The following is a 21,805-nucleotide window of genomic DNA, read 5'->3' as shown; positions in this document are numbered from 1 at the left end:
CTTTTTATTTTGTCCAGCTCCGGTGGCTAGGGGCTCGAGGTCTTAAGTCGAAAAAACAAAAAAGGTAAAAACCAGCCTTTTTAGATTTTTCGCCCCTAAGCAAGCCACCTCCGCTATTCTGATTGTCTAGCTGCAGGGCCTAGCCCCTCGAGGTCATAAGTCAAGAAATCCAAAAAGGTGAAGGTCAACCTTTTCGAATTTCTCGTCTTATGCTTGTCAGGGCTGAGCAAGGCCCTTCCGCTTTTCAATTAACATTTGCTGAAAATAGGAAAATTAGGGTAATATAAGAAGGAATAGCTGATTGTTTTATTTGAAAATTTAGATGAAAGTTTTAAAGAAAGCTGATATTATTTTACATAATTGCAGTCGACTGCCACTGCTTATCTGGCACCTAATCCGCCAAGATAGGAGGAAAAATAATTGGAGAAAATCCATAAGTATATGGCAAAGATAAGAAATCTTTTAAAAATGACATTTATGAAAGTATTATTATTTCTCCTTCTTGGAATCATCATGTATGCTACGATGTTCTCTAACGTAAGACCGGAGAAATTGGATTTGAGTCTGTTTTCTGTGGCTGAACAAACCATTCGCTCTCCGATAACGATTGAAGATAAAGCAAGCACTGAAAAAAAGAAAAAGGATGCGGAGAATCAAGTTTCAGACGTTTATGTGGTTAAGAAAGAAATTGCCCAAAACCGTGTTGATTTGATTACTTCCATTTTTGATACTGCCTCTGAAGTAAATGATGAAATTGCTGAGGAAGAAAAGAAGGCAGCAGAAAAAGAGGCTGAAAAGGCCGAAGGGGAAGCGTCGACACCCAAAAAAATAGCGCAAGAAGAAAAGTTGAAGCGAACGAAGGATAAGCTAACCGAGGGTGTGACCAAGGAAGTTTCTGACGAAGTATTAATTGCGCTTCTTCAAGCAGAATCGAATGATCTATCCTTTGCCAAAGATGTCACAGTAACGGCTATAAATAATATTATGCAAGAGAGAATTCCAGCTGATGGTGTAGAAAATGCGAAAAAGAAGGTAGAGAATGAATTAAATTTAAAATCCTTTAGCTCAAATTTGAAATTAGCAGTTGTGGAACTTGGACGATACGCGATCTATCAAAATGAATTTTATGATCCTGTTGCGACCCAAGAGGCACGTCAAGCGGCTGTTGAAGGGGTTGAACCTGTCAAAATTCTTCAGGGACAGATTCTCGTTGAACAAAATCAATTAATAAGCAGAGATGTATATCGCCAGCTTGAATTAGTAGGCATGCTGGATAATGAAAACTCCATTCAGCCGTTTATTGGTCTAGGTGTCGTGATCATCATATTACTATCTGCAATTTACTACTATTTTCACGAACTGACTGTTTCTGAAGACGTAAAACAAAATTATTTATTGGTCTATAGCATAGTATTTGTTTTATCCCTATTGCTCATGAAGGGTATCAGTTATATTCAGGCCTTTGAATACTCGGAAATTGTCTATATTTTCCCTGTTGCAATGGGAGGGATGCTTATAAAGATTCTTATAGGCGAGAAGCTGGCCCTGTACTATACGGTCATATTGGCCATATGTGGAAGCTTGATTTTCAACAGCGGCATTACAGGGACATTTCATGTCACTGCTGCGATTTATATCATTTGCAGCGGGATTGCGGGAATCTTGTTTTTAAGTCAACATAACCAGCGTTCGAAGATTTTACAAGTGGGTTTATTTGTTTCGGTTGTAAATATTTTAGTCATTCTTTCACTCATGCTTTTGCGGAATGGTCAAATTGATTTAATGGAATATGGATTTTACTTTATTACAGGATTTATTTCAGGTATTTCGTCGGCTGTGCTGACAATTGGCTTCCTTCCATTTTTCGAAGCAGGATTTGGAATGCTTTCTGCGATGAAGCTGATTGAGCTTTCGAATCCAAACCATCCGCTTCTGAGAAAGATTTTAACTGAGGCGCCGGGGACTTATCATCATAGTGTCATGGTTGCTAACCTTTCAGATTCTGCTTGTGAAGCGATTGGTGCTAATGGATTACTAGCGAGGGTTGGGTGTTATTATCATGATATCGGAAAGACGAAACGCCCGCAGTTCTTTATAGAAAACCAAATGAATATTGAGAATCCTCATGATAAGCTGCCTCCACAAACGAGTAAAAATATCATCATTGCACATGCAGCCGATGGAGCGGAAATGCTACGTAAAAATAAAATGCCAAAAGAAATAGTTGATATAGCTGAACAGCATCATGGTACAACATTATTAAAATTCTTCTACCATAAAGCCAAACAGAATGGGCTGGAGGTTAAGGAAGAGGATTATCGTTACGCTGGTCCAAAAGCACAAACGAAAGAAGCAGCGGTAATTGGTATCGCAGATAGTGTTGAAGCGGCGGTACGCTCGATGTCCCACCCAACACCAGAGCAGATTGAGGACCTTATTAGAAAGATCATTGCCGATCGTCTTCAGGATGGACAGCTGAATGAATGTGATTTAACATTAAAAGAGATCGAGGTAGTAGCACACTCTTTTTGTGAAACTTTGAATGGGATATTCCACTCTCGAATCGAATATCCTGAAATGAATAATCAGAAGGTGAAGCAAGCATGAATTTGATGATAGATTTTTTAGATGAAACAAACGAGTTATTAGAAGCAAATATGACCGAGATCAACCAACTATTGAATTTCACTGCAAAATTAGAAAAGGTTGAAGCGGATACCGAAGTTTCTGTTACATTTGTAGATAATGATAGAATACAGGAGATCAATCGAGAATATAGAGATAAAGACCGTCCGACTGATGTGATTTCTTTTGCTATGGAAGAGCTTGGTGAAGGTGAAGTTGCATTGAGTGGGCTTGATCTTCCAAGAGTATTAGGGGATATCATCATTTCTATTCCAAAAGCTAGAGAACAAGCGGATGAATATGGCCATTCTTTTATGAGAGAGTTAGGTTTTTTAGCATTACATGGATTTCTACATTTATTAGGGTATGACCATGAAACGGCTGAGGAGGAAAAAATCATGTTTTCTCGCCAAAAGGATATTTTAGATGAGTATGGATTGGAAAGATAAACGACCGAATAGAAGCCGCAATCTGTTTGAATCCTTTTTTTACGCTTTTTCGGGTATATTTTCAGCTGTAAAAAAAGAAAGGAACTTACAAATTCATCTCATATCGGCTCTGTTTATTATTTTCTTAGGCTGGTTTCTTTCATTGACATGGATTGAATGGCTGTTCATCAGTTTTGCGATTGGTGGGATGGTGGCTCTTGAATTAGTGAATACAGCAATTGAAAGAGTTGTTGATTTAGCTACAGCCGATTTGCACCCCCTTGCAAAGCAAGCGAAGGACATTGCTGCTGGAGCGGTATTTATCTATGCAATATTAGCTATAATTGTGGGTTCTGTTATTTTTATACCAAAGCTTAGTCATTATTTTTGGTAGGTAAGGCTGGCCATCAGGTGAATGTACTTGTCACCTGTTGAGTCCAGTCTTTTTTATTGTCTTGCGGATTGCCTACTCCTTGAAAAGTACCTGATTTGAGTCAGAGTATTACGGATTGAAATTTACCAATTGGATAAGGACGATAATCATTTCCTGTTTGATAAACTGCATTGGATAAGCTAAAATGGCAGAACAGCTAAACATTATATGGGCTTATTTACTGAAAATTCAATTTTTTTATTACAAAATGACAACAACCCATGATTTTACAAAAGAAATGGTGTAAAATAAAAGAAGGCACTCGAGCCTTATAGGAAAGGAAGACGGACTTGAATATAGATCAATTAATTGCAGAAGCAAAAGTAGCAAGGGATAAAGCCTATGTTCCCTATTCTAAGTTTAAAGTTGGAGCTGCTTTATTAGCAGAAGATGGTACAGTTTTTCATGGCTGTAATATAGAGAATGCGGCATACAGTATGTGTAACTGTGCAGAGCGCACAGCCCTGTTTAAAGCTTACTCAGAGGGCGTGACCAAATTCACGGTCTTAGCTGTAGTTGCAAATACAGATCGACCTGTTTCACCTTGTGGGGCTTGCAGACAGGTCATAGCAGAGCTTTGCTCAAAGGATATGCAGGTTGTCTTAACCAATATGAATGGGGATATACAAAAACTAACAGTAGAACAATTATTGCCTGGGGCATTTTCATCGGAGGATTTAAATGAATAACGAACAAGGACATAAATCAGGGTTTATCTCAATCATCGGCAGACCAAATGTTGGAAAGTCAACTTTCCTTAATAGGGTCATTGGACAAAAGATTGCGATCATGAGTGATAAACCACAAACAACTAGAAATAAAGTTCAAGGCGTTTTAACAACAAATGAAGCGCAGTACATTTTCATTGATACACCAGGAATTCATAAACCTAAGCATAAGCTTGGAGACTTTATGATGAAGGTTGCACAGAATACCCTTAAAGAAGTAGATGCTATTTTATTTATGGTCAATGCTGAAGAAGGATTTGGGAAAGGTGAAGAATTCATTCTTGAGAAGTTTCAGTCTGTTCGCACACCGATTATTCTTGTAATCAATAAGATTGACCGAGTACATCCGGATCAATTGCTGCCAATTATGGAATCCTATAAAGACAAATATGATTTTAGTGATATTGTTCCTATATCTGCACTTGAAGGAAATAATGTCGACGGCCTTTTAAAACAAATTTATGGATATTTGCCTGAAGGTCCACAATATTATCCAGCGGATCAAGTGACTGATCACCCGGAAAGGTTCATTGTATCTGAATTAATAAGAGAAAAGGCATTGCACTTGACCAGAGAGGAAATTCCGCATTCACTTGCTGTTATCATTGATAAAATGCAACGTAAAAGTGAAAAGGATATCATCCATGTGATGGCGACAATTATCGTTGAGCGAGATTCGCAAAAAGGCATCGTAATTGGTAAGCAAGGCAAGATGCTCAAGGAAATTGGTCAAAGAGCCAGAGTCGATATTGAGAATCTTTTAGGAACAAAAGTTTATCTAGAGCTATGGGTAAAGGTTCAGAAGGATTGGCGGAATAAGATGACGCAGCTTCGGGATTTCGGTTTTAGAGAAGACGACTATTAATATTGGCCAGCCTTAATTAAATTATTTTACTTTGATGATTTTTATGCATGATATGGATTAACAAATTTTTCGTCTTATGATTTTCACAAGACAGGCTATGATAATGTTAAAGGAATATTTATTGCTAGTATTAACCGAAAGGTGGGGTTATCGATGAAAGATTTTACCTGGAAACTCTTTTCGCAAACGGGTAATATTGACACATATCTTCTTTTTAAAGAGTTGGAAAACGATAATCAAGATATACCCGATAGTCAGGATGAAGAACTAGCAGAGGTTGACTTTCCCATCTCATAGCTTGTCTAAATACAGGGATGGTGACATGATATGCTTGAAAAATGTGAAGGCATTGTCATTAGAACAATTAATTATGGCGAAACAAACAAAGTAATCACTCTTTTTACTCGCGAATGGGGCAAGGTTGGTGTGATGGCACGCGGAGCAAAGAAGCCGAATAGCCGGCTTTCCGCCGTCACCCAGCCTTTTACTTATGGATATTTTTTAGTGCAAAGAGGAAAAGGGTTAGGCGGGTTACAACAAGGTGATGTCATTCAGTCTATGCGTTCCATTAAAGAGGATATATTCCTAACAGCTTATGCAAGTTACATATTGGACTTAGCTGATAAAGGGACGGATGAGCGAAAACCTAATCCTTATCTGTTTGAGTTGATCCTCCAATCCATTAATTTGATTAGTGAAGGATATGATCCTGAGATTATCATCAATATTTTTGAAATGAAAATGTTGGATCAACTGGGACTTAATCCAATTTTAGATCAATGTGCGGTATGCAAAAGTGCAGACGGGGAATTTTCTTTTTCAATTCGTGAAGGTGGATTAATATGTCACCGCTGTCTTGAAAAGGATCCTTATCACTATAAGATATCACCTGCTACTGTAAAGTTGCTTCGGGTATTTTATTATTTTGATCTTTCAAGATTAGGCAATATTTCGGTTAAGGACACAACCAAAGAAGAACTGAAAAAAATTATCACAGCATACTATGATGAATATGCCGGATTGAACTTAAAAACAAAACGGTTTTTAAATCAGATGTCGAAATTTAAAGACCTCATGTAAAGTAGTTATCAAGTCTTACCTCTTTTTAGGATATTATTATTTTTAATTGACTTTCGCATTGAATTTCGCTATGCTTTTTTTAAATTCAACTAAATTGTTGTGGTGAAAGAGAAGAGTAATTAACTCACACTATCTAAGCGAGCCTGGGGCAGTGGAAGCCGGGTATAGAAGGTTAACGAAGGGCGCTCTGGAGCAACTAATACTTAATTATTGTTAAAAGTGGCTGCTTTTATGCAGCAAATAGGGTGGAACCGCGGGTTAACTCTCGTCCCTATGCCGGCAAATTACGGCATAGGGACGGGAGTTTTTTGTTTTTTATTTAAAGGGTTTAAAAAATGATTAATCATGAAACCAGTCTAGCTCCGGCGGCTAGAGATCGATTCCCTAATCTCTGTTATTCGAATGCCGTTCTATAGAAATAATGAAAGAGGTGTCTTATGAATATTCAAAACATGATTTTAACTTTACAAAAGCATTGGTCTGAACAAGGCTGTATTTTAATGCAAGCATATGATACGGAAAAAGGTGCAGGTACGATGAGTCCGTATACTTTCTTAAGAGCAATCGGACCGGAGCCTTGGAATGTAGCTTATGTTGAGCCTTCAAGACGTCCTGCGGATGGACGATATGGAGAGAATCCGAATCGATTATATCAGCATCACCAATTTCAAGTCATCATGAAACCATCACCAGATAATATTCAAGAGTTATATTTAAACTCATTAATAGCCCTGGGAATTGATCCGTTGAAACATGATATTCGCTTTGTAGAAGATAACTGGGAAAATCCTTCACTAGGCTGTGCCGGCTTAGGGTGGGAAGTATGGTTAGATGGGATGGAGATTACCCAATTTACATACTTCCAGCAAGTAGGCGGATTGGAATGTAAGCCAGTATCAGTAGAAATTACTTATGGAATTGAAAGGCTTGCTTCGTATATTCAAGATAAGGAAAATGTATTTGATCTTGAGTGGACAAATGGATTTACAGTAAGAGACATCTTTGGTCAGCCTGAATACGAACATTCAAAATATACTTTTGAAACTTCAGATGTTGATATGCTTTTCAATCTTTTTAATGTGTACGAAAAAGAAGCGCACAGACAAATGGATGAAGGACTTGTACATCCTGCGTATGACTATGTATTAAAATGCTCGCACACCTTTAATTTATTGGATGCTAGAGGAGCAATCTCAGTAACTGAGAGAACAGGTTATATTGGGCGATGCAGAACTTTGGCAAGAAAAATTGCAAAAACTTTCTATGAAGAGCGAGAAAAACTAGGCTTCCCAATATTGCAAACAAAGGAGGAAAACAGCCGTGACTAAGAAGGATCTCCTTTTAGAAATAGGATTAGAAGAAATGCCGGCAAGGTTTGTAACAAGCTCAATGAATCAGCTATCTGATAAGGTGCAGGCTTGGCTTCTTGAAAAGAAAGTGAGCTTTGATCATATTGATGCCTTCTCATCTCCGCGCCGTCTTGCTGTACTCGTAGAAGGAATCAATGAATCACAGGATGACATTTATGAAGAAGCAAAAGGTCCAGCAAGAAAGATTGCCTTAAATGAGCAAGGGGAATGGACAAAAGCAGCAATCGGTTTTAGCCGTGGACAAGGTGTAAGCACAGATGATATTTACTTTAAAGAAGTAAATGGCATCGAATATGTGCACGTGAAGAAGTTTACAAAAGGTCAAGATACAAAAGCTTTATTGCCAGAATTAAAGCATATTATTACAGCCATGACTTTTCCTAAAAATATGCGTTGGGCAAATCAAGAGCTTCGCTATGTAAGGCCTATTAAGTGGATAGCAGCTTTATTTGGTACAGATATCATCCCATTCGAAATCACAGGTGTAGAAGCCTCCAATCGGACACGCGGTCATCGTTTCCTAGGGAGTACGATTGAAGTGAAAGAGCCTAAGGAATATGTGAGGGCACTTTTAGGGCAGTATGTTATTGCTGATGCCAGCGAACGTAAGGAAGCAATTCTGACTCAATTGAAAAGAATTGAAGAAGACCAGAAGTGGATTATTCCAGTCGATGATGATTTATTAGAAGAGGTAACGAATTTAGTTGAATATCCAACTGCGTTATTTGGCCGATTTGAGGAAGAATATCTTGAGCTTCCAGATGAAGTATTAATTACATCAATGAAAGAGCATCAACGTTACTTCCCTGTTAAGTCTCCAGAAGGGACATTGCTGCCATTTTTCGTGACGGTACGAAATGGAGGACACGAGCATCTTGAAACGGTAGCTAAAGGGAATGAAAAAGTCTTAAGAGCAAGGCTTTCTGATGCAGACTTTTTCTATAAAGAAGATCAAAGAACAGAGATTGATACATCCTTAGCGAAGCTTGAGAAGATTGTCTATCATGAAGAAATAGGCACTTTAGCTGAGAAAGTTAATCGTGTGCGCCAACTCACCAATCAATTAAGTGAGTATTTATCCCTTAGTGATGAAGAAAAATCTGACGCTGACCGTGCAGCGGAAATATCCAAATTTGACCTGGTATCAAATATGGTATACGAATTCCCTGAATTGCAAGGCTTTATGGGTGAAAAATACGCCCTTCAAAAAGGCGAAAGAGAAGGCGTTGCCAAGGCGATAAATGAGCATTATATGCCGAGAAATGCTGAAGATGATACTGCCCCTTCAAAAGTAGGTGCTGTATTATCTATAGCTGAAAAAATGGATACGATTGCTTCTTGCTTTGCAATTGGAATTATTCCAAGCGGATCACAAGATCCATATGCCCTCCGCCGTCAAGCGGCAGGTATTGCTCAAACGTTATTAGATCAGAATTGGCATATTAATCTTGAGGAGTTTGCAGAAATGGCGATTGCGCTTACTGAGGCAGCAAGCATTAACAAAAGTAACAAGGAAGCTATTTCTGCTGAATTGATATCATTCTTTAAACTCAGATTGAAATATATTTTGCAAGAGAAGCATATTAGATATGACTTAATTGATGCTGTATTAGAAAATGAGATTGGCTCGATTCCTGCACTTATTAAACGTGCGGAAGTACTTAGTCAAGAAAAGGATTCAGAGGGCTTCAAAGAAAGCGTGGAGGCTTTGAGCCGAATTATTAATATTTCTTCAAAAGCAGAAGAGATTGGTGAAGTGAACATCAAATTGTTTGAAAATGATTTCGAAAAGCATTTATATGAAAAAGTTTTACATGTAGAAAAGGAACTTCAACAGAATGTTTCTGAACGTGAAGCCTTTTCACTGCTTGTTTCAATGAAGCCTGAGATAGATGCATATTTTGAGCATACGATGGTTATGGCTGATGATGAGGCAATTCGCGCCAACCGGTTAAGCCTGATGGCAAGAATGGCAAAATCCATTCAATCATTTGCGAATATGAATACAATACTTGTGAAATAACAAGCATATTGTTCGCATTTTATCTGTTATATGTAATAGAATAAGTAAAGAGTCTGTCTTTCTGCCGACAGACTCTTTCCGATTATTTGAAGACGACGAGATATGTCTTCTCATTCACTTTAAAAAAGCAAATTCTTTTCATTTCATTTAATTAGTATATAATAATTATATAAAAGTATAACCTTATTTATGCTGTTGGATAAGAAAATAGCATCGACTATAATAAGATACGTCATTCAAGTGCTTCCTACTATCCATAGCCATGTATCAGGCTCACGGTTTTTCAAGGTGCTTTCAAGTACTTAAAAATGAAAGCTTTAATTTAAGGTGGTGAGTACAATCGAATTAAATAAAAGGCAGGATAAAATTTTAGAGATTGTTAAAGAGAATGGCCCAATAACTGGAGAACATATTGCTGACAGGCTGAATTTAACGCGTGCAACATTAAGACCGGATTTAGCTATTTTAACAATGGCAGGTTTTTTGGATGCAAGGCCCCGAGTCGGGTATTTTTATACAGGGAAAACAGGTGCACAGCTGTTAACTGAAAATATGAAAAAGCTTTACGTAAAGGACTATCAATCAATCCCAGTGGTAGTCAGTGAAAGTGCTTCTGTGTATGATGCGATTGTGACAATGTTTTTAGAAGATGTAGGCACACTATTCGTAGTCGATAAGGAATCGCATTTGGTAGGCGTGCTGTCACGTAAAGACCTGTTGCGTGCAAGCATTGGAAAACAAGAGTTAACAGCGATTCCAGTTAATATTATCATGACAAGAATGCCTAATATTACGATGTGCAAGAAGGAAGATCTTCTAATTGATATTGCTCAGAAACTAATTGATAAGCAAATAGATGGCATGCCAATTGTAAGAGAAACAGATAAAGGCTTTGAAGTGATAGGCAGGATTACAAAAACAAACTTGACTAAAGCCTTTGTCGCTCTTGCTGGCGATCATTAATTGTTTGAAACTAGAGGAGATGATGTTGAGGGATGGGAAAAATGCCGATCATCTATGTTGTTTCCGATTCTGTCGGAGAAACAGCTGAACTTGTTACCAAGGCAGCTATCAGCCAATTTAATAATGGGGATGCGACAATCAAGCGCTTTCCTTATGTAGAGGATATCTCGCATATTGATGAAGTCATAGCTTTGGCAAAGCTGGACAATGGAATGATTGCTTACACACTGGTGAAGCCTGAAATACGCAAGCATGTATATGAACAAGCTAAGAAAGAACATATATTTGCTTATGACATTATCGGTCCGATCATGGATCAAATTCAATCTATTTGCGGCAAAGAGCCGCTCTTTGAACCAGGCATTGTCAGAAAGCTTGATGATGATTACTTTAAAAAGATAGAGGCAATTGAATTTGCTGTGAAATATGATGACGGCCGAGACCCAAGAGGGATTCTAAAGGCGGATATTGTCCTTGTTGGTGTATCAAGGACATCAAAAACTCCTCTATCTCAATATTTAGCACATAAGAGATTAAAGGTGGCAAATGTGCCTTTAGTACCTGAGGTTGATCCTCCGGAAGAGTTGTTTCTTGTACCGCCGGAAAAATGCTTCGGATTGAAAATCAGTCCAGAAAAGCTCAATCAAATCCGTCGGGAAAGGCTGATATCCTTAGGTCTTAGCGACAGTGCAAGCTATGCGAATATTGAGCGGATAAGAGAAGAAATTTCTTATTTTGAAAAGATTGTGGAGAAAATCAATTGTCCGGTTATCGATGTAACAAATAAAGCAGTGGAAGAAACAGCGAATTTAGTTTTAAATCATTATCGCAGAGGATTGCTTAAAGATTAGCACATAATGATCTTGATTATGTGCATTTTTCTTGTCTAGCTCCGCTATGGGGCTCGAGGTCTTTAGTTAAACTAGCGAGAAGGTAAAAAGCCAGTTCGTGTTAGGTTATTGTTCTGGGCAAGCCACTCGCACAATTTTTGGTTTACTTAGATATTGTAATTTTAATTTTCTGTAAAATGGTTATTAGAAGTAGAATCTCTGGAAATTATACTGTTCATATACTATAATAAAAAATTGTGATAAAAAATGTACCATAATAGGTTTAGACTTGACTTTTAACGAATAAACTATTTATTGAGAGAAGTCAAGGTTTCGGTTTAAAAAAAATTCGACATTGATTTCAGATAAAAGTTATCTTTTGAAAGAAGGAATATGCGGAGTGATGTAGAATTATAAGAACATTAGACAAACCAATGATATTGGTTGATGCAGATTCTTGTCCTGTAAAAAGTGAAATTGTCGAAATGGCTGATGCGTTTTCGGTCCCTGTTCTATTTGTTGCCTCCTATGCACATATGAAGAATGATTTAAGTGACACAGCTTGGAAGTTTGTGGATTCAACTAAAGAAGCTGTTGATTTATATATCATGAATCATGTGAAAGCAGGGGATGTGGTCGTAACGCAGGATATTGGCCTTGCATCTACTCTTTTACTTAATGGTGTTTACGTATTATCACCAAAGGGGAATTTATACGAAGAGAGTCAAATCCATACAGCCTTGGATATGAGATACTTATCTGCAAAAGCACGAAGAAGAGGCGTTTATGGAAAGGGACCAAAACCTTATAAAGCAGAAGATCGACGAAGGTTTGTTGATCAGTTGGCAAAAATATTGTCGAATTTTGAAGGAATTTAGGAATTTTTCTAGAATACCTCTAATGTAGCGGGAGAGTTGTTTTATGGCGGAGCGTATTGCTGAGGAAAAAATAAACGAAATTAGACAATCTGTAGATATTGTAGATGTTGTGGGTGACCATGTAAGTTTGACGAAGCAAGGAAGAAATTATTTTGGACTTTGTCCATTTCATGGTGAAAATACACCATCATTCTCTGTTTCGCCAGATAAGCAAATTTACCACTGTTTCGGTTGCCATGCTGGTGGGGATATCTTTTCGTTTCTAATGGATCTGGAAGGTTACTCCTTTCAGGAGGCAGCATTGAAGCTTGCTGAAAAAGGAAATGTTAAGCTGGATATAGATTCTGCCCTAATGAATCAATCAAAGACAGTTTCTCCTGACATTCAGCAAATGATAGAAGCTCATGAGCTTTTACGTAAATTCTACCATCATTTGCTAATCAATACAAAGGATGGTCAGCCCGCATTGGAATATTTATTAAATCGCGGATTTACAATGGAGTCCATCGTAAAATTCCAAATTGGTTATTCGCTTAACTCATGGGATTTTGTTTCAAAATTTTTACTCAAGCGAAAGTATAAACCAGAAATAATGGAGCGTGCGGGGCTGATTATTAAGCGGGAGAAGGACGATAGCCATTTTGATCGCTTTCGCCATCGCATTATGTTTCCAATTATGAATCGCAAGGGGAATACGATTGCTTTTTCAGGAAGATCTCTAGGGGACGATGAGCCCAAATATTTAAATAGTCCTGAAACAGTAATCTTTAATAAAAGTAAAACTTTATATAATTTTCAATTGGCGAGAGCCAGTATTAAAAAACTGCAAAAAGCCGTTCTTTTTGAAGGGTTTGCAGATGTGATTGCATCAGACCGCGCGGGTGTGGAAAATGGTGTTGCTACCATGGGAACATCTTTAACAGAAGAGCATGTGTCTTTATTAAGAAAGAATGCACAATCAATCACGATTTGTTATGACTCCGATAAGGCGGGAATTGAGGCCGCAAACAGGGCGCTTGAAATGCTGACAGATGCAGGCTGTCAAGTAAGGGTAGCTCTAATGCCTGAAGGTCTTGACCCGGACGATTATATTAGACAATTTGGCGAAGAGAAGTTTCGTAATGAAGTCATTGAGTCGAGCTTAACCTTCATGGGCTTTAAGCTGAGTTACTTGCGAAGAGGAAAAAGGCTTAATGATGAAGGAGATCGCCTCCTGTATATCGAAGAAGTATTAAAAGAGATCAGCAATTTAACTAAAGCAGTTGAGAGAGATCATTATCTCAGACAGCTTTCAGCGGAGTTTTCCCTTTCCTTGGAAGCTTTAAAAGAGCAGCAAAAGCAGCTTTATTATGCGAAAAAGAAGCAATTGCCTAATCAAAAGCGTAATGTTCAACAGCAGCATATGATGTCACTGCAACGTTCATCCGAGCTAAAACCTGCATTCCATACGGCTGAAAGAAGATTGCTCGCACATATGATAACTAATGGTGATATTGCTTTTAAAGTACAGGAATTGCTGCAAGGGAGTACTTTTCATATAGATGAGCATCAGGCTATTTTTACTTATTTATTGGGTTTTTATGAAAGCGGTCATACTTCTGATGTCAGTGCATTTATTCATTTTATCAATGATGACGGACTGCGAAGGATTGTCGCAGAGATCGAAATGATGCCTGTAAATAATGAGATAAGTGATAAAGAATTATCTGATTATATAAAACAGGTGTTGAATCAGCCAAAAATGATAATGATAAAAGAAAAAATGCTTGAAGAAAAAGAAGCAGAGCGTCAAAAGGATTATGCGAAGGCAGCATTAATCGCGATGGAAATTATTCAGTTACGGAAGTCGCTTTAGACTTTTAACAGTTGGACTTACTACTGCATCGTGTTAATTTTTATATAGACTGCATAAATTTGTCTTTATTTTAAAAGAAGTAATTTATAACAGACATTTATGCTGTTCCATGTTTATGTGATTTTTTGGAAGGAGGGGGACAAATGGCTGAAAAATCGGCCCGTTCAAAAGAGGTTGATACAGAGTTGACCCTGGAACAAGTAAAAGAGCAAATTGTTGAAACAGGAAAGAAAACAGGTGTTCTCGCCTATGACGATATAGCAGAAAGAATGGCCCACTTCGAATTGGACTCTCATCAGATGGATGAGTTTTATGAATTCCTTGGAGATCAAGGTGTAGAACTTGTTGGTGATAATGATGATTCTGATCCAAATCCACAACAATTGGCTAAAAACGAAGAAGAATTTGATTTGAACGACTTAAGTGTACCTCCTGGGGTGAAAATCAATGACCCTGTACGCATGTATTTGAAAGAGATTGGCCGTGTAGATCTTCTTACAGCAGAAGAGGAAATTGCTCTTGCTAATCGAATTGAACAAGGTGATGAAGAAGCGAAGCGACGTCTAGCTGAAGCCAATCTACGTTTAGTTGTAAGTATCGCCAAAAGATATGTTGGTCGTGGAATGCTCTTCCTTGATTTGATTCAAGAAGGTAACATGGGCTTGATCAAGGCGGTAGAAAAGTTCGATTACCGCAAAGGTTTTAAGTTTAGTACGTATGCTACTTGGTGGATTCGTCAAGCAATCACGAGAGCGATCGCTGACCAAGCTAGAACGATTCGTATTCCCGTTCATATGGTGGAAACCATCAATAAGTTGATTCGTGTACAACGTCAACTCCTTCAAGATTTAGGACGTGAACCATCTCCAGAAGAAATTGCGGAGGACATGGATTTAACACCTGAAAAAGTTAGGGAAATTTTAAAAATTGCTCAAGAACCAGTTTCTTTAGAAACGCCGATAGGTGAAGAGGATGATTCACATCTTGGAGATTTCATTGAAGACCAGGATGCAACATCTCCGTCCGAGCATGCGGCATATGAGCTGTTAAAAGAACAATTGGAAGATGTATTAGATACACTTACAGATAGAGAAGAAAATGTTCTTCGTCTACGTTTTGGCTTAGATGATGGCCGAACAAGAACACTTGAAGAAGTGGGTAAAGTTTTCGGTGTCACAAGAGAACGTATCCGACAAATCGAAGCAAAGGCATTGCGTAAGTTAAGACATCCAAGCAGAAGCAAGCGACTAAAGGATTTCTTAGAATAAAATAAGATATGAACAGCTGAAAAAATAGTTTACTTCTCCATGAAGTAAGCTATTTTTTTATTGGAACAGGAAAGCGTTTGCACTGGAAAATACGTAAAAAAGTGGAATTTCCATTTCGTTCAATGTTTGAATTATATGGAAGTGTATCTGATTTTTCTAATCCTACCATATATAATTTCTTTTTTCCAATCGCTTCAGAAAAAAATAACAGTAAATACCACTACTATTTAAAACTTATTTTACTGAATTGTTTATTATATTGCAAACTGGACTTTGTGTTTAAAATTAAGTTGAAAGATTTTTTTTATAATTATTATTTTATTAATAAAACGATTTTAAACATTCATTCATGCTAGAGAAGTAAAGGAAAGTGAAAGTATAAAGGGATTTTCTTTGAATCTTAGTTAAATAATATTAGTGGTAAATGATTAAATATTTTATTTTTGTATAATAAAATATTTTTAAAAATTTTTAAATCTTGTGAAAATTATATGATTCCCTATATAATAATAATGAAAGCGTATACAAATATTGTATCAAGGGGGATATTCATGAACTTTGACTTAACATCAGAACAGCGTATGATTTTAAAGACAATCCGTGAATTTGCGATAGAAGAAGTTGAACCGGGTGCTCTTGAAAGGGATCGAACGAAAGAGTTTCCATTAGAGGTTTTTAATAAAATGGCGGGCTTAGGATTAATGGGACTACCTTTTCCGGAAGAATACGGAGGGGCGGGTGCTGATACAATTAGTTTTGCAATTGTAACTGAAGAATTAAGTAAAGCTTGTGCATCGACAGGAATTACTTATTCGGCGCATATCTCACTGGGAGGAGCACCACTTTATCTTTTTGGTACAGAGGAGCAAAAGCAAAAATACCTCGTGCCTATTTGTACAGGAGAGAGTTTCGGAGCATTTGGACTGACAGAGCCTAATGCAGGCTCAGATGCTGGCGGGACAAGGACTACAGCAGTGGAGAAAGATGGAGAGTTTGTAATAAATGGAAATAAATGTTATATTACAAATGCAAGTTATGCAAAGAACTTGGCCTTAACAGCTATCACTGGCGAAACAAATGGGAAAAAAGAAATAAGTGCCATTATTGTTCCGACAGATGCTAAAGGGTTCTCTGTTATTGATAATTATGAAAAAATGGGTCTCCATGCTTCCAATACCACTGAGCTTGTCTTAGAGGACGTGTGCGTCCCTGCTGAGCACCTGCTCGGCAAAAAAGGGGAGGGTTTTAAACAATTCTTGATTACGTTAGATGGCGGAAGAATAGGCATAGGTGCGATGGCAGTAGGAATCGCACAAGCTGCATATGAAAAGGCACTTAAATATGCAAAGGAACGTCAACAGTTTGGCCGTTCTTTATCCCATTTTCAAGCGATTCAATTTAAGTTAGCAGATATGGCAATGAAGATTGAGTTGGCAAGGAATATGGTGTATAAAGCTGCATGGCTGAAAGATCAAGGAAGACCTTTTTCTAAAGAAGCATCTATGTGTAAGCTGTATGCATCTGAAATCTGCATGGAAATTACAGACCAGTCGGTTCAAATTCATGGTGGTTATGGTTATATGAAGGATTATCATGTAGAGAGATATATGCGAGATGGAAAGCTTACTGAAATAGGGGAAGGAACCTCAGAAATCCAACGAATGGTCATCGCACGTCAAATTGGCTGTTAATAAACATGTATAATATTCTTCAAATGGAAAACTCTATCGATATGATGGAGTTTTCCTGATTTTTATTCTTTGTTTTAGAATTTGGTATTAAATAGGTTCATTCTTTTATCTCTCTGGATTTGAAATTTTAAGATGTACATGCATTGGAGTGGTTTGCGTAGCGTTTTAAGGATACATGGACTTCTTCTCTTAGTTTCAAATGAATGCAGCCATCGGCATTTTCTTGGCATTCAAGCCAATGCTTATCAGTCTAAACAACCTCCATCCGCTTTTCTATAATTAAAATTATTTTGAACAGGATGTGACAAAGTTTACTTTAGGGCTTTTCCTATGGGGATTTTTAAAGTAAAATAGAGTTTGTTTGTATATACTTACTTATATTGAGAAGTACTTACATAAGGGAGGTTTAAACATTGAATCGTAATCCATTAATACCGTTTGCTCTTATTGCTATCCTAGGGATTGGCGCGATGTTCCTTGTGTCGTTTAAAGGTTTAGGCGATATGAAAGAACTAGCAGGTGAGGGAGAAGAGCCACAAACTGAAGAAACGGCGTCTGCAGATCCTGAAGAAATATATCAGCAAAGCTGTATCAGTTGTCATGGTGATCAATATCAAGGCGGTGTCGGTCCTGCTTTAACAGGCGTAGGCGACAAATTATCTGAAGATGAAATTGTTGAAATTCTTACAAATGGTAAAGGTGCCATGCCTGGTGGGCTAGTAGCAGGTAAAGAAGCCGATATGGCAGCTTGGTTATCAGAGCTTGAATAATGTTTTTAAAAGAAGTCCTTTGCATATGTAGAGGACTTTTTTTATACTATAAAAAGGTATCACTGATGCCATTGGAGTTTATACATAGTAAAGTGGTGAAGAAAATGAATACAGAAAGATTATCCAAACGCCTAGAGGCGGTTGTGAATTATATTCCTAAGGGCTATCGATTGGCCGATATTGGTTCAGACCATGCGTATTTACCTTGTTTCGCCGTGAAGCAGGGGATTGTTACCTCTGCAATAGCTGGAGAGGTTGTAGAAGGCCCTTATCAATCTGCCAAGGGCCAAGTTGCCTCAGAGGGTTTAACAGCTGCTATATCCGTACGGAAGGGTGATGGACTGGCGGTCATTAACAGCGGAGAGGTTGATGTTGTAACAATTGCCGGAATGGGCGGCGCGTTAATAGCCTCTATTCTGGAAAATGGGAAAAATCAGCTTGAGACTGTTCAAAGACTGATATTACAGCCTAATATTAGTGCCATCTCGATTAGAACATGGTTAAGAAATAACGGTTGGGAGCTGGTTGCTGAAGATATAATCGAAGAAGATGGAAAGATTTACGAAATATTAGTGGCTGAAAGAGGAGAAGTGGACAAGTCCTATGTACATTTGGAAGAGGGTTTATTATTAGGTCCCTTCCTGCTCAACCAGCAGCCCGCACCATTCTTGAAAAAATGGGATAGAGAAATGAGGAATTGGCAAAGAATTTTAAGTCAATTAGAAAAAGCTGCTGATTCAGAAGAAAATGCAATTAAAATAAAAGAGCTTCATGCAAAGATTCATTTAGTGAAGGGGGTATTAAAAGAAAATGAAAACAGTGAACGGACATGAAATCATTCAGTTGTTTGAGCAATTTTCGCCAAAAAGCTATGCAATGGAAGGCGATCCCATTGGTTTGCAAATTGGAAGCTTAAATCAAAAAGTGAAAAATGTGATGGTTGCCCTCGATGTGTTGGAAGAGGTTGTTGATGAAGCAATTAGAAATGATGTACAGTTAATCATTGCTCATCATCCGCCTATTTTTAGACCATTAAAGAAAATAGACACAGCTTCTCCAACTGGCCGAATGATTGAAAAACTGATTAAGCACGATATAGCGGTGTATGCTGCACATACTAATTTAGATGTAGCAAAAGGTGGGGTTAACGATCTTCTCGCGGAGGCTTTGCAGTTAACCAATACTGAGGTGCTGGTTCCTACATATGAGACTGTTCTAAAAAAGGTAGTGGTCTTTGTACCAGAAGAAAATGCAACTGAATTGAAGCAGGTTATTGGTGATGCAGGTGCAGGTGCCCTTGGTCATTATAGTCATTGTACTTTCTCTTCACAGGGTGTCGGGGAATTCTTACCCGATGAGGAAGCTAATCCGCATATCGGACAAGCGGGAACAATGGAGTCCGTTAATGAAGTGCGCATAGAAGCGATATTTCCAGCACAGCTGGAGAGAAAAATCGTGTCGGCGATGATTAAAGCACATCCCTATGAAGAGGTTGCCTATGATGTGTATGAACTCGATAATAAAGGGGAAATCCTTGGCTTAGGCAGAATAGGCGAAGTGGAAGATATGACATTAGGCGAGTTTGCTGAGCATGTGAAAGTAACATTAGAGGTTAAGGCTGTCAGAGTTGTTGGTGATTTAAATGCCAAAGTGAAAAAAGTAGCTGTACTTGGAGGCGATGGGAACAAGTACTTCTCTTCTGCCAAAATGAGGGGTGCAGACGTATATGTCACAGGCGATATGTATTATCATGTTGCACATGATGCGCTGACGATGGGCTTAAATATTGTTGACCCTGGTCATAATGTTGAAAAGGTCATGAAAAAGGGTGTGGCAAGAAAACTGGAAAAAATGAGTGCCGAAAAAGGGTATGATGTCCAATTCATTTCTTCAGTTATTCATACAGATCCATTTCAATTCATTTAATCTATAAAAGGAGCAGTCAAAAATAAAATGACTGCTCCTTTTATATTACACTGTTTTTGGTTTTCTTACTTTTGGTAAGATTTTTGATAACGGTACTTTCTTTTCGAGATTCCAAGTCGATTCATCTTCAGGATCAAACTGTTCAATGAATTGAATCACTTCTTTGGTAATTGGCGTAGGTGTTGATGCTCCTGAAGTAACCCCAACAGTTTTAGCATCTTTAATCCAATCAATTTCGAGCTCGGAAATATCCCCAATTCTATAAGCGTTCGTACCAGCGATTTCCTCTGATACTTGAGCAAGACGGTTGGAGTTGTTACTTTTCGGATCGCCAACAACTATCAATACATCTGCTTCGCCAGCTTGCTCTGCAACGGCTTCTTGTCTAACTTGAGTAGCCAGGCAGATTTCCTTATGAAACTCAGCGTGTGGATATTTTTCCTTGATTTGTTCCATCACATGGCCAACATCCCATTGACTCATTGTTGTTTGGTTTGTGACAAGGATTTTTTCGCCTTCGATTTGCAGACTATTGACATCTTCAATCGTTTCAACAAGGTGAACAATATCTGGTGCAACGCCAACTGCTCCTTCTGGCTCAGGATGTCCCTTTTTGCCAATATAAATAATCTGGAAACCTTCATCCTTCTTTTGGCTGATTAAATCATGTGTACTGCTCACATCAGGACAAGTTGCATCAAGTGTAACAAGCCCTTTTTCTGCTGCCCGCTGTTTTACTTGCGGTGACACACCATGTGCGGTAAAGATCACGGTACCCGAGTCGACCTGATCAAGGATATCTTCGCGATTTTTGCCATCTAATGTGATGATTCCTTCTTCTTCAAAAGCATCCGTTACATGTTTATTATGAACGATCATTCCGAGTATATAGATGGGTCTCGGCAAAGTTTGATCGAGAGCTGCATTCCTTGCAATAACCATCGCGTCTACGACTCCATAACAATATCCACGAGGTGAGATTTTAATGATTTTCATCGAGTATCCTCCCTGAATCTAGCTTTGTATCTGTAAAAATACATTAGAAATGTACCTGTAATTAAGATGGCTTCAAGTGTTCCATCTCTTCTAATCCATTATATAAGACATAACGTAATAATACAAAAAGGGAGTTTATATTTCCTTTGATGGACGGGCAAAATAAAAAGAATGCTAACTGCATTCTTTAATTTAAATATAAAGCTTCGGCGCGGATTCCCCTTTATTTGGGCTTTTTGCTCTTTTCGGCTTTTCATTAACGGTCTGGGTTTCGGATTCAGATTTTATCGCCAGCTTTTTCTCTTTTGGTTTTTTGCTTTTGCTCGTTTTCGATTTTTCCTCGGTGGTGTCTTCTGTTACATCTGCATCAGGCATATTCTTTAAGCTGCGATATAGCTTCCACATCGAAGGGATGTTTCTTACCATTGGTCCGTATTGTTGAACCATTGGCCCGATTTGTCCTGCGGTATTTAGAAACTTTTGTGTATTTGACAGGAACCCATTTATCGCTCCGGGATTTGTTAATGTTTGCAGTATTCCAGATCCACTACTACCAGCGCCGCCGATCGCTCTGCTTCCTAATGAGCTCGCAGCACCTGCTGCTCCTCTTGCTTGTGATCCCCCGCCAAGTATTCGTGAAAGCAAACCTCCGCCTCGGGCACCACCAGCAGCACCTCCAGCTCTAGGCATTGGTGCATTTCTCATCATTCCACCGCCAGCTTGAGGCCGTCCTTGCATCAGATTCATAAATTGATTAGGAGGCATTCCGCCTTGAAAGGGTGGTCTAGGTCCAGGAAACATATCCAATCTCCTCCTTTCGATCAAAAGTTGTATTTCTAGTCAATAGGGAAAATATCTATGTTATATAAAGTATGCAGTAAACTCAAAATGGTTTTAGGTATTATGCGGATGATCCCTTGTTTTCTTTTTGAATTCGAGGATTTTTGCCGATGATAAGAGTGGATAGTGAAGTATGGGTGGTTATTTAGGCCAAACTTTATTATAATAACATGATGAGTAAAAAAAAGCTGGATCGAATACGTTGCCAAGATTCTGTTTTCTATTCTCTAACATTC

20 protein-coding genes and 1 other annotated feature are annotated in these 21,805 nt (G+C 38.2%); of the genes, 18 read left to right on the top strand and 2 right to left on the bottom strand.

Translation table 11 applies throughout. The features are described 5' to 3' along the window. The first annotated feature begins 468 nt into the window (after positions 1–468). From J2S17_RS06600 to J2S17_RS06515, 18 genes are all read left to right on the top strand, one after another. Positions 469–2,607, top strand: a complete 2,139-nt coding sequence (locus tag J2S17_RS06600; RefSeq protein WP_370874970.1) for an HD family phosphohydrolase — start codon at positions 469–471, stop codon at positions 2,605–2,607. Then, the gene (gene ybeY, locus J2S17_RS06595) at positions 2,604–3,074 is read left to right on the top strand and encodes an rRNA maturation RNase YbeY (RefSeq protein WP_307473095.1); all 471 of its coding nucleotides are present in this window, start codon (positions 2,604–2,606) and stop codon (positions 3,072–3,074) included. Before J2S17_RS06600 ends, ybeY begins: the two co-directional genes overlap by 4 nt. After that, on the top strand, positions 3,058–3,447 hold the full coding sequence (locus J2S17_RS06590; protein WP_307473093.1) for a diacylglycerol kinase family protein: 390 nt from the start codon (positions 3,058–3,060) through the stop codon (positions 3,445–3,447). The genes ybeY and J2S17_RS06590 overlap by 17 nt, the downstream gene beginning before the upstream one ends. 329 nt (positions 3,448–3,776) lie before the next feature. Next, on the top strand, positions 3,777–4,175 hold the full coding sequence (locus J2S17_RS06585; protein ID WP_307473090.1) for a cytidine deaminase: 399 nt from the start codon (positions 3,777–3,779) through the stop codon (positions 4,173–4,175). Continuing rightward, entirely contained in the window at positions 4,168–5,079 is a 912-nt protein-coding gene (gene era, locus J2S17_RS06580; RefSeq protein WP_307473088.1) for a GTPase Era, read from the top strand. The genes J2S17_RS06585 and era overlap by 8 nt, the downstream gene beginning before the upstream one ends. Before the next feature lie 153 nt (positions 5,080–5,232). Beyond that, the gene (locus tag J2S17_RS06575) at positions 5,233–5,376 is read left to right on the top strand and encodes a YqzL family protein (RefSeq protein WP_307473086.1); all 144 of its coding nucleotides are present in this window, start codon (positions 5,233–5,235) and stop codon (positions 5,374–5,376) included. A gap of 30 nt (positions 5,377–5,406) precedes the next feature. Then, entirely contained in the window at positions 5,407–6,159 is a 753-nt protein-coding gene (recO, locus tag J2S17_RS06570) for a DNA repair protein RecO (RefSeq protein WP_307473084.1), read from the top strand. A gap of 93 nt (positions 6,160–6,252) precedes the next feature. After that, positions 6,253–6,435: a binding site (T-box leader), on the top strand. A gap of 161 nt (positions 6,436–6,596) precedes the next feature. Beyond that, positions 6,597–7,487 carry a glycine--tRNA ligase subunit alpha gene (gene glyQ, locus J2S17_RS06565; RefSeq protein WP_307473082.1) on the top strand — a complete coding sequence of 297 codons (891 nt, stop codon included), beginning with the start codon at positions 6,597–6,599 and terminating at the stop codon, positions 7,485–7,487. Then, entirely contained in the window at positions 7,480–9,552 is a 2,073-nt protein-coding gene (glyS, locus tag J2S17_RS06560; protein ID WP_307473080.1) for a glycine--tRNA ligase subunit beta, read from the top strand. The genes glyQ and glyS overlap by 8 nt, the downstream gene beginning before the upstream one ends. Positions 9,553–9,879: 327 nt before the next feature. Beyond that, positions 9,880–10,515, top strand: coding sequence for a transcriptional regulator CcpN (gene ccpN, locus J2S17_RS06555; protein ID WP_307473078.1), 636 nt, complete (start codon positions 9,880–9,882; stop codon positions 10,513–10,515). 32 nt (positions 10,516–10,547) lie between these two features. Further along, entirely contained in the window at positions 10,548–11,366 is an 819-nt protein-coding gene (locus J2S17_RS06550) for a pyruvate, water dikinase regulatory protein (RefSeq protein WP_307473076.1), read from the top strand. A gap of 413 nt (positions 11,367–11,779) precedes the next feature. Next, positions 11,780–12,223 carry a YaiI/YqxD family protein gene (locus J2S17_RS06545; RefSeq protein WP_307473074.1) on the top strand — a complete coding sequence of 148 codons (444 nt, stop codon included), beginning with the start codon at positions 11,780–11,782 and terminating at the stop codon, positions 12,221–12,223. Between the two features lie 43 nt (positions 12,224–12,266). Next, positions 12,267–14,078: a DNA primase gene (gene dnaG, locus J2S17_RS06540; protein WP_307473072.1), complete on the top strand. Its 1,812-nt coding sequence runs from the start codon at positions 12,267–12,269 to the stop codon at positions 14,076–14,078. Positions 14,079–14,221: 143 nt separating this feature from the next. Continuing rightward, positions 14,222–15,346, top strand: a complete 1,125-nt coding sequence (gene rpoD, locus J2S17_RS06535; protein WP_307473070.1) for an RNA polymerase sigma factor RpoD — start codon at positions 14,222–14,224, stop codon at positions 15,344–15,346. A 551-nt stretch (positions 15,347–15,897) separates the two neighbouring features. Beyond that, positions 15,898–17,037, top strand: coding sequence for an acyl-CoA dehydrogenase family protein (locus tag J2S17_RS06530; RefSeq protein WP_307473068.1), 1,140 nt, complete (start codon positions 15,898–15,900; stop codon positions 17,035–17,037). 413 nt (positions 17,038–17,450) lie between these two features. Beyond that, positions 17,451–17,807, top strand: a complete 357-nt coding sequence (cccA, locus tag J2S17_RS06525; RefSeq protein WP_307473065.1) for a cytochrome c550 — start codon at positions 17,451–17,453, stop codon at positions 17,805–17,807. Positions 17,808–17,911: 104 nt separating this feature from the next. Then, positions 17,912–18,640 carry a tRNA (adenine(22)-N(1))-methyltransferase gene (locus J2S17_RS06520; RefSeq protein ID WP_307473064.1) on the top strand — a complete coding sequence of 243 codons (729 nt, stop codon included), beginning with the start codon at positions 17,912–17,914 and terminating at the stop codon, positions 18,638–18,640. Then, complete coding sequence (locus J2S17_RS06515) at positions 18,618–19,733, top strand: Nif3-like dinuclear metal center hexameric protein (protein ID WP_307473062.1); 1,116 nt, start codon at positions 18,618–18,620, stop codon at positions 19,731–19,733. The genes J2S17_RS06520 and J2S17_RS06515 overlap by 23 nt, the downstream gene beginning before the upstream one ends. A 45-nt stretch (positions 19,734–19,778) precedes the next feature. On the opposite strand, the gene J2S17_RS06510 is transcribed toward J2S17_RS06515, so the two are convergent. Further along, a complete protein-coding gene (locus J2S17_RS06510) occupies positions 19,779–20,729 on the bottom strand; it encodes a 4-hydroxy-3-methylbut-2-enyl diphosphate reductase (protein WP_307473060.1) in 951 nt (316 codons plus the stop codon). Positions 20,730–20,921: 192 nt separating this feature from the next. Further along, on the bottom strand, positions 20,922–21,530 hold the full coding sequence (vrrA, locus tag J2S17_RS06505) for a VrrA/YqfQ family protein (RefSeq protein ID WP_307473058.1): 609 nt from the start codon (positions 21,528–21,530) through the stop codon (positions 20,922–20,924). Between the last annotated feature and the right edge of the window lie 275 nt (positions 21,531–21,805).

The organism is Cytobacillus purgationiresistens (assembly GCF_030813235.1).
Taxonomy (GTDB): Bacteria; Bacillota; Bacilli; order Bacillales; family Cytobacillaceae; genus Cytobacillus; species Cytobacillus purgationiresistens.
The sequence above is the reverse complement of the archived record's forward strand: the minus strand, read 5'-3'. Positions and strand labels throughout refer to the sequence as shown.

Bases quoted from the DNA above. Each gene is read 5' to 3' on its own strand.
- J2S17_RS06545 (WP_307473074.1), top strand. From the start codon at position 11,780: ATGATATTGGTTGATGCAGATTCTTGTCCTGTAAAAAGTGAAATTGTC.
- dnaG (WP_307473072.1), top strand. From the start codon at position 12,267: ATGGCGGAGCGTATTGCTGAGGAAAAAATAAACGAAATTAGACAATCT.
- J2S17_RS06590 (WP_307473093.1), top strand. From the start codon at position 3,058: ATGGATTGGAAAGATAAACGACCGAATAGAAGCCGCAATCTGTTTGAA.
- J2S17_RS06550 (WP_307473076.1), top strand. From the start codon at position 10,548: ATGGGAAAAATGCCGATCATCTATGTTGTTTCCGATTCTGTCGGAGAA.
- rpoD (WP_307473070.1), top strand. From the start codon at position 14,222: ATGGCTGAAAAATCGGCCCGTTCAAAAGAGGTTGATACAGAGTTGACC.
- J2S17_RS06510 (WP_307473060.1), bottom strand. From the start codon at position 20,729: ATGAAAATCATTAAAATCTCACCTCGTGGATATTGTTATGGAGTCGTA.
- recO (WP_307473084.1), top strand. From the start codon at position 5,407: ATGCTTGAAAAATGTGAAGGCATTGTCATTAGAACAATTAATTATGGC.
- J2S17_RS06515 (WP_307473062.1), top strand. From the start codon at position 18,618: ATGAAAACAGTGAACGGACATGAAATCATTCAGTTGTTTGAGCAATTT.
- era (WP_307473088.1), top strand. From the start codon at position 4,168: ATGAATAACGAACAAGGACATAAATCAGGGTTTATCTCAATCATCGGC.
- J2S17_RS06530 (WP_307473068.1), top strand. From the start codon at position 15,898: ATGAACTTTGACTTAACATCAGAACAGCGTATGATTTTAAAGACAATC.
- ybeY (WP_307473095.1), top strand. From the start codon at position 2,604: ATGAATTTGATGATAGATTTTTTAGATGAAACAAACGAGTTATTAGAA.
- J2S17_RS06520 (WP_307473064.1), top strand. From the start codon at position 17,912: ATGAATACAGAAAGATTATCCAAACGCCTAGAGGCGGTTGTGAATTAT.
- glyQ (WP_307473082.1), top strand. From the start codon at position 6,597: ATGAATATTCAAAACATGATTTTAACTTTACAAAAGCATTGGTCTGAA.
- J2S17_RS06600 (WP_370874970.1), top strand. From the start codon at position 469: ATGACATTTATGAAAGTATTATTATTTCTCCTTCTTGGAATCATCATG.
- vrrA (WP_307473058.1), bottom strand. From the start codon at position 21,530: ATGTTTCCTGGACCTAGACCACCCTTTCAAGGCGGAATGCCTCCTAAT.
- J2S17_RS06575 (WP_307473086.1), top strand. From the start codon at position 5,233: ATGAAAGATTTTACCTGGAAACTCTTTTCGCAAACGGGTAATATTGAC.